We start from the raw sequence: 13,465 nt of genomic DNA on the forward strand, positions 1-13,465 counted from the left end.
ATATGAGTGTAAAGAAAATCATTGGAAAAATTCACCTCTGGCTCGGATTCGCATCCGGGCTGGTTGTTTTTATAGTAGCGCTTTCGGGCTGCGTACTGGCGTTTGAACAGGAGATAAAACGGGCGATATTCCCCTACCTGACTTCCGAAACGCCTGCCACGGGTAAGCCGCTGCCACCGTCGAAACTGATAGAAATCGCCTCGCCGCATGTACCGGGTAAAAAGCCGAACTACATTGTATACCCGGGTCCGGACAGGAGCGCTTCGGTGATGTTTTATGGTGCAGAGCCGGTGGAATACTACTACCGGTGTTTATCGATCCCTATACGGGAGAAGTGAAAAAGGTGTGGAATGAGGACGAAGATTTTTTCCATACCATCGTGCACCTGCACTACAACCTGCTGTTGCCGATGGAAATAGGACAGCCGATCGTGGCCAGCGCCACGCTGATCTTTGTGATCATGCTCATCTCCGGCCTGGTGCTATGGTGGCCTAAAAATAAAAGTGCCGCCAAACAGCGCTTCTCCATTAAATGGAAAGCCCGGTGGCGCCGCCTCAATTACGACCTGCACAACGTCCTCGGTTTTTACATGATGGGCATCGGCCTGTTGCTGGCCTTAACAGGCCTGGTTTGGGGTTTTCAGTGGTTCAATAATTCCTTGTACTATGTAACCGGCGGCAGGGAAACGCAAATGGTAATGCCGTTCTCCGAAGTAAACATGCAATCCGCGAAGATCGATAAGCCGATGGATGTGTTGTTCAATGACCTGTATGCGAAGGCCGGAAAGGATGAGGGCCTCTCTTTCTCACCGCCACTTACAGATTCGGCATACATTTCCGCAGGTATCAATCACCGCCCGGGTACTTACTATAACCAGGATACTTACAACTATGATCAGTACACCCTGAAGCCTTTGCCCGCCACCAGTTCGTACGAAGGCGCGTATGCCGATGCAAAGTTTGCTGACAAACTGCGCCGCATGAACTATGACCTGCATGTAGGCGCCATAGCGGGCCTGCCGGGGAAAATCATCATGTTCCTGGCCAGTCTCATCTGCGCCACGATGCCGGTTACCGGTATCTACATCTGGTATGGCAGAAAATTCAAATCGAAGAAAAAGCCGGTCACTCAAAAAGTGCCGAAACTGGCCGAAGCATAAAACAAAAAAGCCGCCTGGTTGGGCGGCTTTTTTGTTTTATGCTTCGGTTCTGCCGGCTTTGAGGACTTTGCCCCATTTGGCCAGCGCCTGCAACATCTGTGTAGTAGTTCGTTCAATTTGCTCGGTTGGTTGGAAATGCAGTTCCTCATCGATGAACTGGGTGAACATCGGAATGGTTACCGCTTCGTTCAATACCATCACGTTCAGTGAAGACAACACCAGTCGTACCGCCTGTTGTGCGCGGGTGCCGGCAGAAATACCGCCATAGCTGAAAATGCCCGCAGGTTTATGTTTCCATTCAAAGTGCAGGTAGTCGATCGCGTTTTTGAAGGCGGCAGTAAGCTGTAGTTATATTCCGGCGTTACAAAAATAAAAGCGTCGGCTTCTTCGATTTTAGCGCTCCAGTCGCGGGTGTGCTGATGCTCATATTTGCGCATGGCGGGGTGGTTAGCCTCGTTCATGAACGGCAGGTTGATCTCCGCCAGGTCCAGCAGCTCCACGTTAAACTCAGGCAGGGCTTTGGAAAACTCCGCCAGCCAATTGCCCAACACAATGCCTTTGCGGCCGGGACGTGTACTCGTTACAATGATTTTCAGATTGAGCATAAGTAAATTTTGAAGATGTAAAAATAGGGCTTGTTCGTACAGTTGCCACCTCCAGTTTCCTTTTGGATACCGGGAGCCGTCATTTCATCAATATAAAGCAGGATATTTACAGTATGGAACAACGTAACGCCGCCTATTGGATCAATACCTTGCAATTACAGCGCCATGTGGAAGGAGGCGCTTTCCGCGAAACCTATCGCGCATCGCTTACCCTGCCCCAATCTACACTGCCGGACACTTTTCAGGGGGACCGTAACGCTGCCACGGCTATCTATTTCCTCCTGGAAAGAGGTGATTTCTCAGCCTTTCACCGCATTGCCGCGGACGAAATGTGGCATTTTTATGCCGGTGATCCCCTGCATATTTACGAAATCACACCGGACGGCGCGTTAATTGTGCACGAGTTGGGTGAGGGAACATTCCAGGCCTTGATACCAGCGGGCAGTTGGTTCGGCTCGAGGGTAAATGTGCCGGGCAGTTATGCATTGGTGGGTTGTACGGTGGCGCCGGGTTTCGACTTTGCGGATTTTGAGCTGGCGGATAGGGAGGTGTTGTCGAAGGAGTATCCGGCGCATGCTGCGTTGATCGGGGAGCTGACGAGGTAGTTATCCCAGCATCCCATCAAACATTGCTAAATACTTTTGCGTGATATGGTCAATGTTATGCTCCGTGACCGCGTACCGGTAAGCCTTTTCCGTCAGCTGTGTCCTTAATTCCGGCGACTCCAGCAGCGCCTGCATGCCTTCCGCAAGTTTGCCGGCATCGCGCACAGCACACATGATGCCACGGCCTTCGCCCACGAGGTCAACGAGCCCGCCGGCGTTTGTGGATACGGTGGGCACCTTGTACAGGAATGCGTCCAGCACGCTGCTGCCCAACCCTTCTTCCTCGGAACTCATGGCGAATACATCGAGTACGGAGAATACGTCTTCTACCTCGCTGTAAAAACCCATCAGGCGGTACTGTTCCTGCAAGCCGTATTCCGCGATCTTTTCCCGCACCGCGGTTTCGAGGTTGCCCTTGCCGAAATGTACGAATACGAAGTCCTGCCGGATAGCGGCGAGCTGGCGAACAGCTTCCACCATGGTGAGCGGGTCTTTATGTTGGACCAGGGCAGCGGTGGTACCTATTATCTTTTATTCCGGGGATGTGATGCGCTGCCAGTATCTGCTCCGCCCGTTCCTTGTTCAGCGTTTTGCCCACGATAGCACTGGAAATCAGCGGCACTTCCTTCCCACTAAAATGCTCTACGATCTTTTTAATAGCGGAGCTGATAGCGACGATCTTATCGGTGCGTTTGTATTTTAACAGCGTCATGCGGCCTTTGGGTACAAAGTCTACCCGCCGCGTAAATACAATTTTCGCGCGGTGAAACGGCTTGGATAGTACGCAATATGTCAGGAAATGCGAGGTCTGTGTATGCAGGATATCGTATTTGTGCCCGTTAAAGATAAGGTAGAGTAGCGCTCCAAGGACGTTTTTGAACCCGTGTACCGGCACACCTTCCGCAGCGGCGCGTTGTGCCATGGGAAAGTCTTTCCGGGCAAGCATGCTTACCTGAAGACCGGCTTTGCGAAACCCCTGCAGGGTGTACAGTGTTTGCCTTTCGCCGCCACGCCAGCCGCGTTCAAAGTTCATTTCCAATACTCGTAGGGGCCGATTCGCCATAGGTTCGCACGTTTAAACGGCACAAAGAAAGGCTATTTTTTCAGCTCCTGATATAGCCGAATAAAAATGTAACCTATCTTGTGCACTGATTCGTCCTATAACTGACAAGAATTTACGCACGGAGGAATATTTGCGCATAACCAATCTGCAACTGACACATGAAAATCCTTTTCGCGGGTAAATTCGACCGCGCCTACAACCGCACCCAGGTACTGCTCGATGGTCTCCGGACCATCCCGGGAGTGGAGTTGTCTTTCTACAATTACAAAGAAGAGGCTTTCCGTATCGGTAAGTTGAAAAAGGCAATTCAGGCTGCAGATGTAGTGTTCCTGCCCTCCTTCACGCACGGCAACGTAGCGCTGGTGAAGTTGCTGGCGGGCAAAAAGCCGGTCATCTTCGATCCCCTGATCTCGCGTTATCTCACCAAGGTTTTCGATTATAAACAAGTAAGCAGATACTCGATCCGGGCTTACAAAAACTACCTGAAGGACCGCATTTCCATGAAAATGGCAGACCTGGTGGTATGCGATACCGAATCGCACCGGCAGTATTTTCACGAGGCTATTGGTATTCCTTTAGCGAAAATGCGGGTGCTTGAAGTGGGTGTTAACACGGACGAATTCCGTCCCATGCCGGCGCCACACGAAGCTGGTAAATTCGTGGTGGGTTTTTACGGCGGATTTATCCCATTGCAGGGCGCACAGCACATTGTAATGGCCGCCAAAGAACTGGTGGGTCATGCAGACATAGAGTTCCGGCTGATCGGTAACGGTTTTGAGTTCGAGAAGATCAAAAAGATAATAGCGGACCATCACCTGCATAACGTGCAACTGCTTGGCTGGGTAGCCTATAAGGACCTGTCGCAGGCGATCAACGAATTTGATATCTGCCTTGGTATTTTCGGCGATACCCATAAAGCTGACCTGGTGGTGCCGAACAAAGTGTACCACTACGCCGCCATTCAAAAGGCGATCATCTCTAAAGACACGCCTGCCATACGCAGCATCTTTACCCAGAACGAAAGCATGCTGCTGACCAGTACTGCCGCAGCGGACATCGCCGCCGCTATCCTCCGGTTGAAGCAGGATGCGGCACTGCGCGAAAAGATCGCTGCCAATGGTTATCACATCATCACAACCCAATACAATCACCGCATAATGGCGCAAAAACTGGTGGATATGGCAGAAGGATTATTAGCCAGTCCGCGGTTTACAACAGCATAAAAAACCAGGCTCCTGAAGGAACCTGGTTCTGTTTTCTACACTACTTATACGTCTTAACCAGCGATAAAGGGATCTACAATAGCTAACACCTGCGCTTTATTCAGTGGTTCGTCGAATGCTTCAGAAGCCGCATCGGCGCTGATGGTAAAGCCGTTCAGGTTTACAATATTGATCGTTGCCTGTGTGGTCAGTTCTTCTCCGTCATACACAGCCTGCACACCGGCGCCCACGCCAGCGGTGCTTTTTGTGTAATCCATGGTTTAATGGTCATGTCGTTAGCTGCCGCCCGGCGCATGCTGCGGATATGCGAGGCATGGCGTGCTTCCACGGAATGGATATTTAGGGCCGCCGTTAACACGTCGTTATTGGAAATGAGGTTGCCCGCCTGGCCCTTATATGCCCGCACCCCGGTATCCTCAAAGGCTTGCGCCACGGCGAGGAAAACGGCATAGTTCGAAAATGCCGTAGCATAAGGACCGTTGTTGTTACCGTTGCCACCCGTAAAATCGAAGGTAGGAGAGGCCACCGGCGTGGCGCCCAGCGATGAAATCGCCGTTTTCAGGAAGTTCACGTGCGCGGTTTCATGATCGCGTATAGTCGTGATAGCTGCTGTGGGTGCGCCTGCGGGAATAAGATTCGCCGTAGCCACCGCCTTTGTGTAAAACGCGGCCTCCGGGTATTCCAGCGTCAGCGCAAATTGCAGCGTATCTACGATCGACGTACTGCCGGTTTGCCCGTATGCTTTCTTAAACATGCCGCCCAATGCAATGGGAACTGCTGCCAGCGCCAGTTTGCCGCCAATGTTGGCAAACTGTTTCATTACACTGCGACGGTTATCCAGCCGGTCATACACCTCCGGATCTACTTTTTCTATATCATCAAATAATTGAAACAGGTTCATAACTCAGTTTTTAAGGGTCAGGAAGTGGGCAGATTATTCGCATTCAGTTTCGATTTAAGAAACTGTGAAGCCGTACTCAGTACTTGTTTTGGCGTGAGCGCTTTATCCAGCCCGTTAGCGTCGATTACCGTATTGTCAGCAAAGCTGCCGTTGCTGATCAGGTCGCGGATGTAGGCGGCATGACGTGCTTCTACCGACACAATTTTACCGGCTAACAGCAGGTAATTCGGGTCAGTAATCAGTTTACCGGCGCCGTTGTAAGCCTGCACACCGAGGTCTTCAAAAGCCTTGGCGGTAGCAAGTACGCTGGCCCTGCTTGTAAAATCAATACTGGCGAAATTCACTTCCAGCGCTACAATCGCTTTAGAACCCAACGCGGTTTTAAAGAACTCACGGTGTGCAATTTCATGATCGCGGATGTCTGCCAGTAATTGCGTTTCGCTAGCCGTAATGCCGGTGAAGGGCATATCGGTTACTTGTTTGTAAAACGCTGCTTCCAGCTGCTCCAGCGCATACGCGTAATTCAGGATGCCGATATCGCCGGTGCCGAGGTTAATGCCACCGCCTTCGTTTTTATCCTGGTCTTTACAGCTGGCGATTAAACCCGCTACAGCCGCGCCTCCGGCCATTTTGCCGAGAAATTGTCTGCGTTGTAGGCCTTTTGAGGACAAAGCATCCCCTTCCCCGTTGCCGGGAGGCACATGGAATTTGTTCATAAATGAGAGTTTTCGTTTGTACGTTCTTGTTATACTGCATGGCTTCGCCGAACCCCTATGAGGTGCGCGTTTCCATGGTGCTGATACTTGTTAATGAAAAATTAAATTGTGCAGAATGGTTACATCTTCATCTACGGCAAACAGTTGCGTGATGGATTTCAAATTGAAAAAATAAGCTGGCATGATTTTGACGATGGGGGAAACCTTGCACAGTGTGGGGCTACAAGAAAACGGCGGGAAGGTTCCCGCCGTATATATTCTTTAACAATCACCGTCCGGGGTACAAACGGCCCCTTCGGCGTATTCGCCGGACGATTTTTCGTCTTCCAGCACTTTCTGGAAAGTCTGGGTAAATACTTCCAGCGGTTGAGCGCCGGAAATAGCGTACTGGCGGTTAAATACAAAGAAGGGTACGCCCCGCACACCGATGGATACACCTTCGGAAATGTCTTTGTTAACGTCGGCGCGATAAGTATCGCTGCCGAGTATCTGCTCAATTTCCGCGGCATCCAGGCCGGCTTCCCGGCCGATTTGCACTAAAGTTTGACGGTCGCTTACGTTTTTACCTTCGGTGAAGTAAGCCGCGAACAATTTCTCTTCGAGTTCGTTTTGCACACCATGTTTGGCGGCGAGATGCAGCAGGCGGTGCGCGTCCATGGTATTGGCGGGAATAGCCGTATCGAAGTTATATTCGAGGCCCAGTTGCGCCGCCATATTGCTAACCTGGTCGCCTACCTGTTTGGCATAATCCAACGTCCAGCCTTTCTTTTCAGCAAGCATTTCGTGCGTGCTGCGGCCGGCTACATATTCCATTTGCGGGTCCAGCTGAAAGCTTTTCCACACGATTTCTACCGGCGCTGTTGTTTTCACCTGCTCCAAAGCCTGCTCAAACCGGCGTTTACCGATGTAGCAGAATGGGCACATGATATCGGACCATATTTCAACTTTCATCTTTTTTCGTTTTTTTAGGTTGATGAAATGCCCAATCAGGGCAATATACCATCTACTGCAAAAATATTGTAAGTTTGCTATACTTTGGTAACCACTATACTTTAGGATACCGCTTTCCATTAAAGCTGTTTTTATGTCCAGAACCAAACACGCGGAGGCTTATCCCTCCAATGCTTCAGAAATCTGCAAAAAGGTCTTGACGCTATCCGCGACGCCATGTACGTAATGGGAGGCAAATGGAAGCTGCCGATCATCCTGGCCCTGCTGGAAGGCGGGCCCCAGCGGTTTAAGGAGCTGCAACGCTCCGTACAGGGCATTACGCCAAAAGTATTGTCAAAAGAATTGAAGGAACTGGAGCTTAACGAATTTGTAACCCGCACCGTGTACGACTCTATGCCTATTGCCGTGGAATACAAGGCCACGGCTTATAGTCGCTCGCTCGACAAAGTGATTGCTGAAATGAAAGAATGGGGCGAACAACACCGCAGGCGTATCATGTCTAAAAATAAACTTAAAAAAGCCTGAGCCGCGTTATGGAGAACGAAAACAAGCAAAACGCCTATTTCATCACCCGATGGCAGTCACAGATTAAAAAGGGGCTTTTCGAATATATTATCATGCTGTTGCTGCAAAATAAGGAGCGTTACGGTTATGAACTGATCAGCGAGATAAAAAAGCTCGCAGATATGGACATCGCCGAGGGCACTATTTATCCTTTACTCAGCAGGCTGAAAAAAGAAAAGCTCCTCGACAGCCGCTGGGTAGAAATGGAAGAGGGGGTGCCCCGTAAATATTATAAACTGACCGAACAGGGAAATGAATACCTGGAGGCCATGTACCAATACCTCGGTGAACTGATGCAGGCCATCAGTGACATCAAGAAAATTTAAACGTTATGAGCGCAAAAAAATATATCCTTTCGCTGGATCTGGGCTCTGCCGCCGCAGGCGTGGCGCTGTTCGACCGTGAAGGGAACGTGGTGACCCAGTTACAGAAGGAATACGAAAAGTATTACCCGCAACCCGGCTGGATAGAAGTAGATCCCAACGAAATCTGGTTCACCATGCTGTCCGTGATCGAAGAGTTGTGGGAGGAGAGTGGCGTGAAACCTTCCGCTATCGCGGGTATTGGTATCGCCAATCAACGCGAGACCACTGTGATATGGGATAAAGCGACCGGACAGCCAATATACAACGCCATTGCGTGGCAAGACCGCCGCACTTCCAAGCTGTGCGATGAGTTCCGCTACCAGGGCTTTTCGGAACTCATCCGTGAAAAAACCGGGTTAATCCTCGACGCTTATTTCTCCGCCAGCAAAATCAGCTGGATACTGGATAATGTGGAAGGCGCCCGGATCCGCGCGGAGCAGGGACAACTGGCCTTTGGTACCATTGACTCATGGCTGATCTGGAAACTGACCGGTGGCAAGAAACATGTAACCGATGTGACCAATGCCTCGCGCACCATGTTGTTCAATATTCATTCGCTGCAGTGGGATCCCGAGTTGTTACGGCTTTTCGGTATACCTTTCCAGCTGTTGCCGGAAATTTGCAGCAATAGCGAAATCATTGCGCACACCGCACCGCTGTTATTCGAAACTGCCATTCCCATTGCAGGTGTGGCGGGTGATCAGCAGGCGGCACTGTTCGGGCAAATGTGCCGGAGCCGGGCATGGTGAAAAATACTTATGGCAGCGGATGTTTCGCACTGATGAACATCGGTGGTGAACCGATCATCTCGCGTCACAACCTGTTAACCACGGTTGCCTGGAAGATAGGCGGCGATGTCACCTACGCGCTGGAGGGCAGCGTATTCGGCGGCAGCTCTGTATTCCGCTGGATCCGCGATGGCCTGGGTTTAATAGAATCCACTGCTGAAATCGAGGCCCCTGGCACAAACAGAACCCGACAACGGCGGCGTATTGTTCGTTCCCGCGCTCAGCGGTCTGGGTGCGCCTTACTGGGACCCCTACGCACGCGGTATGATCATCGGCATTACCCGCGGCACTTCTGCCGGCCATATTGCCCGTGCGGCGCTGGAAGGCGTGGCGCTCGGTATTTATGACGCCTTGCAGGCGATGGAAAAAGACAGCGGCCGTTCTATTACGGCATTGCGTGTAGATGGTACGTCTGCTGCATATGATTTCTTTATGCAGATGCAGACAGATATCTGGAGTACCCGATCATGCGACCGGAAGTAATGCCGGTAGGCGCGGTAGGTGTAGCTTACCTGGCGGGCCTGGCTACTGGCTTCTGGACACTGGACGAAGTGAAAGTCAATACCGCATCCGGAAAACCTTCGCGCCGGATGAGCGCAATAATGCGGCGGCCGTAAAGCAGAAATGGCAGAAAGCCATTGCACGCGTTAAGAATTGGGATTTATAACCCCGGTACTCCTGCAGGTTTTCTAACGAAGATCGCATCCCCGCTTCATGATCTTCCGCACTGATGCCCGGCGGCACGTTTTCACAGACGAATGTGACCAATGTGCCGCCGGTTTTCGGTTCCAGCGTGGTGGTAATCGTCATTTCCCCCGCGAAGCCCGGATCGTCCGATTCAAAAGCGACTACTTCTACAATGCGTTTGTCGGGTTCTATGGTTGCAAAGTGGCCATGGAACACATCTTCGTGCTCGCTCGTTTTGCCATGGGCATCCGCTGCATCGTCATAGCGGTAAGCTATGCGGAAACGGCCGCCGGGCGCCGCCTCAAATTGATAGATGTGGCAGCTCATGCCTTTCGGTGGCCGCCACCGGCATATGGCCTCCGGGTTGGTAAAGGCCCGGAAAACAGCCCCGGGGCTGGCGGTAATGAGTTGAGCGTAGGTGTCGGTGCGCATAGTAGAAACGGTGCAAGAATGAGGCCGGAAGCGGTGGACGGAGACGCTTGCCGCACCATCATCGTGCGTCGTTATCCCGCAATGACATTGAGCGTCGTTACTCCGCACCGTCATCGTGCGCCGTTATCTCACACGTCATCGTGCGTCATTATCCTGCACCCTCATCGCGGGCGTGATCGAAGCCATCCTCTCCGCATCAGTCGTGATTATTAGCAGCGTCTGTTTACCGGCCGGTACGAAGCACGAGGCGTCCTTCAAACCGTTATATCCGCCGCACTGCCCCAAGTCTAGTATTTTATTCACTCTATTTTAATCTAATCTAATATAGATTGATAATTATGTACCTTTCGCTTTGAAGTATCGTTTTCCGATGTACCTTGTATTGGAATGTGAGTATCTTTACAATGTATTTGTATAAATCTATCATGGTATGACCGGGGACGCGGCTATTGGCGAACTGAAAAAGAAAGTGAAGGCGGGCGAAGAATGGGATGTAGTGATCATCGGCGGCGGGGCTACCGGTCTGGGTGCAGCATTGGAAGCAGCGACACGCGGTTATAAAACGCTGCTGGTGGAGCAGGCGGATTTTGCAAAATCCACATCCAGTAAAAGCACCAAACTCGTACACGGAGGCGTGCGTTACCTGGCGCAGGGCGATGTGGCCCTCGTGCGGGAAGCCAGTATCGAGCGCGGGCTGCTTACCAAAAATGCGCCGCACCTCGTACACAACACTTCGTTCGTGATCCCGGCGTATTCCTTGTGGGACAGTATCATGTATACCGTAGGCCTTAAACTGTACGACTGGATGGCGGGTCGCCTCAGTCTTGGCCGCTCGCGCCATATTTCGAAACGCGAAACTTTAAAACGATTACCAACGTTATCGCCTGCGCGTTTATCGGCCGGCATTCTTTACCACGACGGTCAGTTCGACGACTCGCGACTGGCGATCAATCTCGTGCAAACGATCGCTGAACAGGGTGGACTGGTATTGAACTATATGAAAGTGACCGGGCTGGAGAAAAACAGCAAGGGTAAAATCATCAAAGTAAAGTTGCAGGATGTGGAAAACAACGACACGCATCATGTAATGACCCGTGGCGTCATCAATGCCACTGGCGTGTTTGCGGATGATGTACTGCGCATGGATAACCCGGGAGCGCGCCACAGCATTGCAGCGAGCCAGGGCGTGCACTGGTGCTGGACCGCGACTTTTTACCCGGCGACGATGCGTTGATGATCCCGAAAACGAGTGATGGCCGCGTATTATTTGCAGTGCCCCGGCACAATAAGATCGTAGTAGGTACGACGGATACACCGGTAAACAGCATCAGCCTGGACCCGAAAGCGCTGGAGCAGGAAATCAATTTCATCCTGAATACAGCAGGTGCCTACCTCTCCAGGCCGCCGCAGCGCAACGATGTGCGCAGCGTTTGGGCGGGGTTGCGTCCACTGGCGGCGCCGACAGGTACCAACGAAAAAACAAAAGAGATTTCGAGAAGTCATAAAATAACGGTTTCGCCGGCTGGTCTGGTTACGATCATCGGCGGCAAATGGACAACCTTCCGTAAAATGGCGGAAGATGTGATCGACAAACTGGAAGAATCGCATGGATGGCCGGCTACAAAGTCGGTAACGCATCACCTGCCATTGCATGGCGCTGTTGCGAAGGTAGATTTTCATCACCCGATGTATTTCTATGGCGCGGATGCCCAGCGGGTGGAAGCGCTGGCAAAACAGGAGCCTGCGTTGGCAGAGGTGCTGAGCAGCGGATTAGGCATTATTAAAGCCCGGGTGATCTGGGCAGCCAGGGAAGAGATGGCGCGCACCGTGGAAGATGTGCTGGCGCGCCGTATCCGTGCGCTATTCCCGGATGCAAAAGAAGCCGTGCGTATTGCACCACAGGTGGCCACCATTCTTGCGAACGAACTGGGTTATGATAAAACATGGGAGCAACAACAACTGGAAGAATTCCGCGAACTGGCAAAGACGTATATGTTGAACTAGACTGATCCACGAAAAACTGATTGATTCCAACGAAAAATTGAAAGGGAGAAAGAACAACCAATAATCGGGCTTTACATGCCCTGGCAGCGCCATTGCGCTCCGGGGCACATACTGTTTTGACGGCGCGCATCCGGTAAAACGGTCAACTTTTTACATCACACGTTAAAATTGTTTCCACAGGAACCATTACAAAAATCAATTGTTGAATGAAACACTTTTTACTATTTATCACCAGTCTGCAACTGTGTGTGTGCGGCCTGGCACGCGCCAATGCGGCGAAGCTCCCGGTGGCGATCACGGCCGGCTGGCAGGACGGTAACGTTGTCGTACGCGGCAACGTTACGGACGAAAAGGGCGAAGCGCTCATCGGCGTGTCTATACACGTGAAAAACTCCACCCAGGGCGTTTCGTCTGATAAAGACGGCAACTACCTCGTTACGTTACCCGCTTCCGGCGGTGTACTGGTGTTTTCGTACATGGGGTATATTTCCCGCGAAGTAACTGTGAAAGCCACACAGCGGCTGAACATCAGTTTAAAACAGGATCCCAAGTCACTGAACGAAGTAGTCGTAACAGCGCTCGGCATCAAACGCGATGAAAAAGCACTGGGTTATGCTACAACCGTGGTAAAAGGCGACCAGCTCACAGAAGCACTGCCCAGCAACTGGACAGATGCCCTGTCCGGCAAAGTGGCCGGTCTTAACCTGGTACGCTCGAACGGCGGTCCCACTGGTTCTATTAAAATTATCCTGCGCGGCGAAAACAACCTTACCGGTAATAACGAAGCGTTGGTGGTGGTAGACGGTGTGATCGTAAGCGGCGGCGGTATTGGCGGCAGCGGCCGGCGTACGGCAGTGGCAGGCGAAGTGCCTTACGGTACCGGCAGCGATAATATGCCCGCCGACTACGGCAGCGGCCTGAACGACATTAACCCCGAGGATATTGAAAATATTACGGTACTGAAAGGTCCCGGTGCGGCTGCGTTGTACGGACAGAACGGTGCTAACGGCGCTATCATCATCACCACCAAATCCGGCGGCAGTAAAAAGAAAGGGTTGGGCATTACCTTCAACTCCAACGGCTCCATGGAAACGGTGAACCGCTGGCCCGACCTGCAATACGAGTACGGTCAGGGTACAGGTGGCAGTAATTATTACTCGTATGGCGCTTCGGCAGATGGCGCCAGTACGTCAGCTACCAGCTCTGCATACGGTCCGCGCTTTAACGGACAAATGTTTTTCCAGTATGATCCCACCATCCAGGACCCTGCCAAGGAAAGATCATTGTGGAAGCCGTATGTAAATTCTACCCGCAACTACTTTGAACCGGCTAAAACACTCACCAACTCCATCAGCATCGATGGGGAAATGATAAAACATCTGCTCGCTTCTCTGTAACCAAT

The 13,465-nt window shown here is 51.6% G+C and carries 19 protein-coding genes and 1 pseudogene; 11 read left to right on the forward strand and 9 right to left on the reverse strand.

Translation table 11 applies throughout. From position 1 onward, the window contains the following. The first annotated feature begins 2 nt into the window (after window positions 1–2). Both MKQ70_RS40555 and MKQ70_RS34805 read left to right on the forward strand, forming a co-directional pair. The gene (locus tag MKQ70_RS40555) at window positions 3–338 is read left to right on the forward strand and encodes a PepSY domain-containing protein (protein ID WP_282456959.1); all 336 of its coding nucleotides are present in this window, start codon (window positions 3–5) and stop codon (window positions 336–338) included. Further along, window positions 308–1,159: a PepSY-associated TM helix domain-containing protein gene (locus MKQ70_RS34805; protein ID WP_308199347.1), complete on the forward strand. Its 852-nt coding sequence runs from the start codon at window positions 308–310 to the stop codon at window positions 1,157–1,159. Before MKQ70_RS40555 ends, MKQ70_RS34805 begins: the two co-directional genes overlap by 31 nt. 36 nt (window positions 1,160–1,195) lie before the next feature. On the opposite strand, the gene MKQ70_RS34810 is transcribed toward MKQ70_RS34805, so the two are convergent. Then, window positions 1,196–1,378: a hypothetical protein gene (locus tag MKQ70_RS34810; RefSeq protein ID WP_248079948.1), complete on the reverse strand. Its 183-nt coding sequence runs from the start codon at window positions 1,376–1,378 to the stop codon at window positions 1,196–1,198. Beyond that, a pseudogene (locus MKQ70_RS34815) lies at window positions 1,379–1,764 on the reverse strand (NADPH-dependent FMN reductase); the annotation flags it as partial. A 113-nt stretch (window positions 1,765–1,877) separates the two neighbouring features. Here MKQ70_RS34815 and MKQ70_RS34820 point away from each other — a divergent pair. Beyond that, entirely contained in the window at window positions 1,878–2,369 is a 492-nt protein-coding gene (locus MKQ70_RS34820) for a cupin domain-containing protein (RefSeq protein ID WP_248079951.1), read from the forward strand. Here the strand turns inward: MKQ70_RS34820 and MKQ70_RS34825 are convergent, their stop codons facing one another. Both MKQ70_RS34825 and MKQ70_RS34830 read right to left on the reverse strand, forming a co-directional pair. Beyond that, on the reverse strand, window positions 2,370–2,849 hold the full coding sequence (locus tag MKQ70_RS34825; protein WP_248079953.1) for a glycosyltransferase family 4 protein: 480 nt from the start codon (window positions 2,847–2,849) through the stop codon (window positions 2,370–2,372). Window positions 2,850–2,862: 13 nt separating this feature from the next. After that, on the reverse strand, window positions 2,863–3,432 hold the full coding sequence (locus MKQ70_RS34830) for a glycosyltransferase (protein WP_248079955.1): 570 nt from the start codon (window positions 3,430–3,432) through the stop codon (window positions 2,863–2,865). Window positions 3,433–3,590: 158 nt separating this feature from the next. Between MKQ70_RS34830 and MKQ70_RS34835 the strand changes: the two genes are divergently transcribed. Next, complete coding sequence (locus MKQ70_RS34835) at window positions 3,591–4,655, forward strand: glycosyltransferase (RefSeq protein ID WP_248079956.1); 1,065 nt, start codon at window positions 3,591–3,593, stop codon at window positions 4,653–4,655. Between the two features lie 53 nt (window positions 4,656–4,708). On the opposite strand, the gene MKQ70_RS34840 is transcribed toward MKQ70_RS34835, so the two are convergent. The 4 genes from MKQ70_RS34840 to MKQ70_RS34855 all read right to left on the reverse strand — a co-directional run bounded on the left by MKQ70_RS34840 (window position 4,709) and on the right by MKQ70_RS34855 (window position 7,223). Continuing rightward, entirely contained in the window at window positions 4,709–4,885 is a 177-nt protein-coding gene (locus MKQ70_RS34840; protein ID WP_248079958.1) for a hypothetical protein, read from the reverse strand. Continuing rightward, the gene (locus tag MKQ70_RS34845; protein ID WP_248079960.1) at window positions 4,843–5,556 is read right to left on the reverse strand and encodes a ferritin-like domain-containing protein; all 714 of its coding nucleotides are present in this window, start codon (window positions 5,554–5,556) and stop codon (window positions 4,843–4,845) included. Before MKQ70_RS34845 ends, MKQ70_RS34840 begins: the two co-directional genes overlap by 43 nt. A 17-nt stretch (window positions 5,557–5,573) precedes the next feature. Beyond that, a complete protein-coding gene (locus MKQ70_RS34850) occupies window positions 5,574–6,272 on the reverse strand; it encodes a ferritin-like domain-containing protein (RefSeq protein ID WP_248079962.1) in 699 nt (232 codons plus the stop codon). Window positions 6,273–6,533: 261 nt separating this feature from the next. Beyond that, a complete protein-coding gene (locus MKQ70_RS34855; RefSeq protein WP_248079964.1) occupies window positions 6,534–7,223 on the reverse strand; it encodes a DsbA family oxidoreductase in 690 nt (229 codons plus the stop codon). Window positions 7,224–7,439: 216 nt separating this feature from the next. Between MKQ70_RS34855 and MKQ70_RS34860 the strand changes: the two genes are divergently transcribed. The 4 genes from MKQ70_RS34860 (at window position 7,440) to MKQ70_RS40560 (ending at window position 9,423) form a co-directional block, all read left to right on the forward strand. After that, window positions 7,440–7,748: a winged helix-turn-helix transcriptional regulator gene (locus tag MKQ70_RS34860; protein ID WP_248079966.1), complete on the forward strand. Its 309-nt coding sequence runs from the start codon at window positions 7,440–7,442 to the stop codon at window positions 7,746–7,748. A gap of 8 nt (window positions 7,749–7,756) precedes the next feature. Continuing rightward, on the forward strand, window positions 7,757–8,113 hold the full coding sequence (locus MKQ70_RS34865; protein ID WP_248079968.1) for a PadR family transcriptional regulator: 357 nt from the start codon (window positions 7,757–7,759) through the stop codon (window positions 8,111–8,113). Window positions 8,114–8,118: 5 nt separating this feature from the next. Next, window positions 8,119–8,901, forward strand: a complete 783-nt coding sequence (locus tag MKQ70_RS34870; protein WP_248079970.1) for an FGGY family carbohydrate kinase — start codon at window positions 8,119–8,121, stop codon at window positions 8,899–8,901. Window positions 8,902–9,144: 243 nt separating this feature from the next. Then, entirely contained in the window at window positions 9,145–9,423 is a 279-nt protein-coding gene (locus tag MKQ70_RS40560) for an FGGY-family carbohydrate kinase (RefSeq protein ID WP_282456960.1), read from the forward strand. A gap of 75 nt (window positions 9,424–9,498) precedes the next feature. Here the strand turns inward: MKQ70_RS40560 and MKQ70_RS34880 are convergent, their stop codons facing one another. Then, window positions 9,499–10,059 (reverse strand): SRPBCC domain-containing protein, encoded by a 561-nt coding sequence (locus MKQ70_RS34880; RefSeq protein ID WP_248079972.1) that lies wholly within the window; start codon window positions 10,057–10,059, stop codon window positions 9,499–9,501. 430 nt (window positions 10,060–10,489) lie between these two features. Here MKQ70_RS34880 and MKQ70_RS34885 point away from each other — a divergent pair, with 430 nt between their 5' ends. The 3 genes from MKQ70_RS34885 to MKQ70_RS34895 all read left to right on the forward strand — a co-directional run bounded on the left by MKQ70_RS34885 (window position 10,490) and on the right by MKQ70_RS34895 (window position 13,460). Then, window positions 10,490–11,293 carry a glycerol-3-phosphate dehydrogenase/oxidase gene (locus tag MKQ70_RS34885; RefSeq protein WP_248079973.1) on the forward strand — a complete coding sequence of 268 codons (804 nt, stop codon included), beginning with the start codon at window positions 10,490–10,492 and terminating at the stop codon, window positions 11,291–11,293. Further along, window positions 11,254–12,063 (forward strand): glycerol-3-phosphate dehydrogenase/oxidase, encoded by an 810-nt coding sequence (locus MKQ70_RS34890; protein ID WP_248079975.1) that lies wholly within the window; start codon window positions 11,254–11,256, stop codon window positions 12,061–12,063. Before MKQ70_RS34885 ends, MKQ70_RS34890 begins: the two co-directional genes overlap by 40 nt. 206 nt (window positions 12,064–12,269) lie before the next feature. After that, on the forward strand, window positions 12,270–13,460 hold the full coding sequence (locus MKQ70_RS34895; protein ID WP_248079977.1) for a carboxypeptidase-like regulatory domain-containing protein: 1,191 nt from the start codon (window positions 12,270–12,272) through the stop codon (window positions 13,458–13,460). The last annotated feature ends 5 nt before the right edge of the window (window positions 13,461–13,465 follow it).

Source organism: Chitinophaga sedimenti (assembly GCF_023156195.1).
Taxonomy (GTDB): Bacteria; Bacteroidota; Bacteroidia; order Chitinophagales; family Chitinophagaceae; genus Chitinophaga; species Chitinophaga sedimenti.

Excerpts from the sequence above, each read along its gene's own strand:
- MKQ70_RS34825 (WP_248079953.1), bottom strand. The coding sequence starts at position 2,849 with ATGGTGGAAGCTGTTCGCCAGCTCGCCGCTATCCGGCAGGACTTCGTA.
- MKQ70_RS34860 (WP_248079966.1), top strand. The coding sequence starts at position 7,440 with ATGTACGTAATGGGAGGCAAATGGAAGCTGCCGATCATCCTGGCCCTG.
- MKQ70_RS34870 (WP_248079970.1), top strand. The coding sequence starts at position 8,119 with ATGAGCGCAAAAAAATATATCCTTTCGCTGGATCTGGGCTCTGCCGCC.
- MKQ70_RS34855 (WP_248079964.1), bottom strand. The coding sequence starts at position 7,223 with ATGAAAGTTGAAATATGGTCCGATATCATGTGCCCATTCTGCTACATC.
- MKQ70_RS34865 (WP_248079968.1), top strand. The coding sequence starts at position 7,757 with ATGGAGAACGAAAACAAGCAAAACGCCTATTTCATCACCCGATGGCAG.
- MKQ70_RS34850 (WP_248079962.1), bottom strand. The coding sequence starts at position 6,272 with ATGAACAAATTCCATGTGCCTCCCGGCAACGGGGAAGGGGATGCTTTG.
- MKQ70_RS34820 (WP_248079951.1), top strand. The coding sequence starts at position 1,878 with ATGGAACAACGTAACGCCGCCTATTGGATCAATACCTTGCAATTACAG.
- MKQ70_RS34895 (WP_248079977.1), top strand. The coding sequence starts at position 12,270 with ATGAAACACTTTTTACTATTTATCACCAGTCTGCAACTGTGTGTGTGC.
- MKQ70_RS40555 (WP_282456959.1), top strand. The coding sequence starts at position 3 with ATGAGTGTAAAGAAAATCATTGGAAAAATTCACCTCTGGCTCGGATTC.
- MKQ70_RS34830 (WP_248079955.1), bottom strand. The coding sequence starts at position 3,432 with ATGGCGAATCGGCCCCTACGAGTATTGGAAATGAACTTTGAACGCGGC.
- MKQ70_RS34835 (WP_248079956.1), top strand. The coding sequence starts at position 3,591 with ATGAAAATCCTTTTCGCGGGTAAATTCGACCGCGCCTACAACCGCACC.
- MKQ70_RS34880 (WP_248079972.1), bottom strand. The coding sequence starts at position 10,059 with ATGCGCACCGACACCTACGCTCAACTCATTACCGCCAGCCCCGGGGCT.
- MKQ70_RS34845 (WP_248079960.1), bottom strand. The coding sequence starts at position 5,556 with ATGAACCTGTTTCAATTATTTGATGATATAGAAAAAGTAGATCCGGAG.
- MKQ70_RS34885 (WP_248079973.1), top strand. The coding sequence starts at position 10,490 with ATGACCGGGGACGCGGCTATTGGCGAACTGAAAAAGAAAGTGAAGGCG.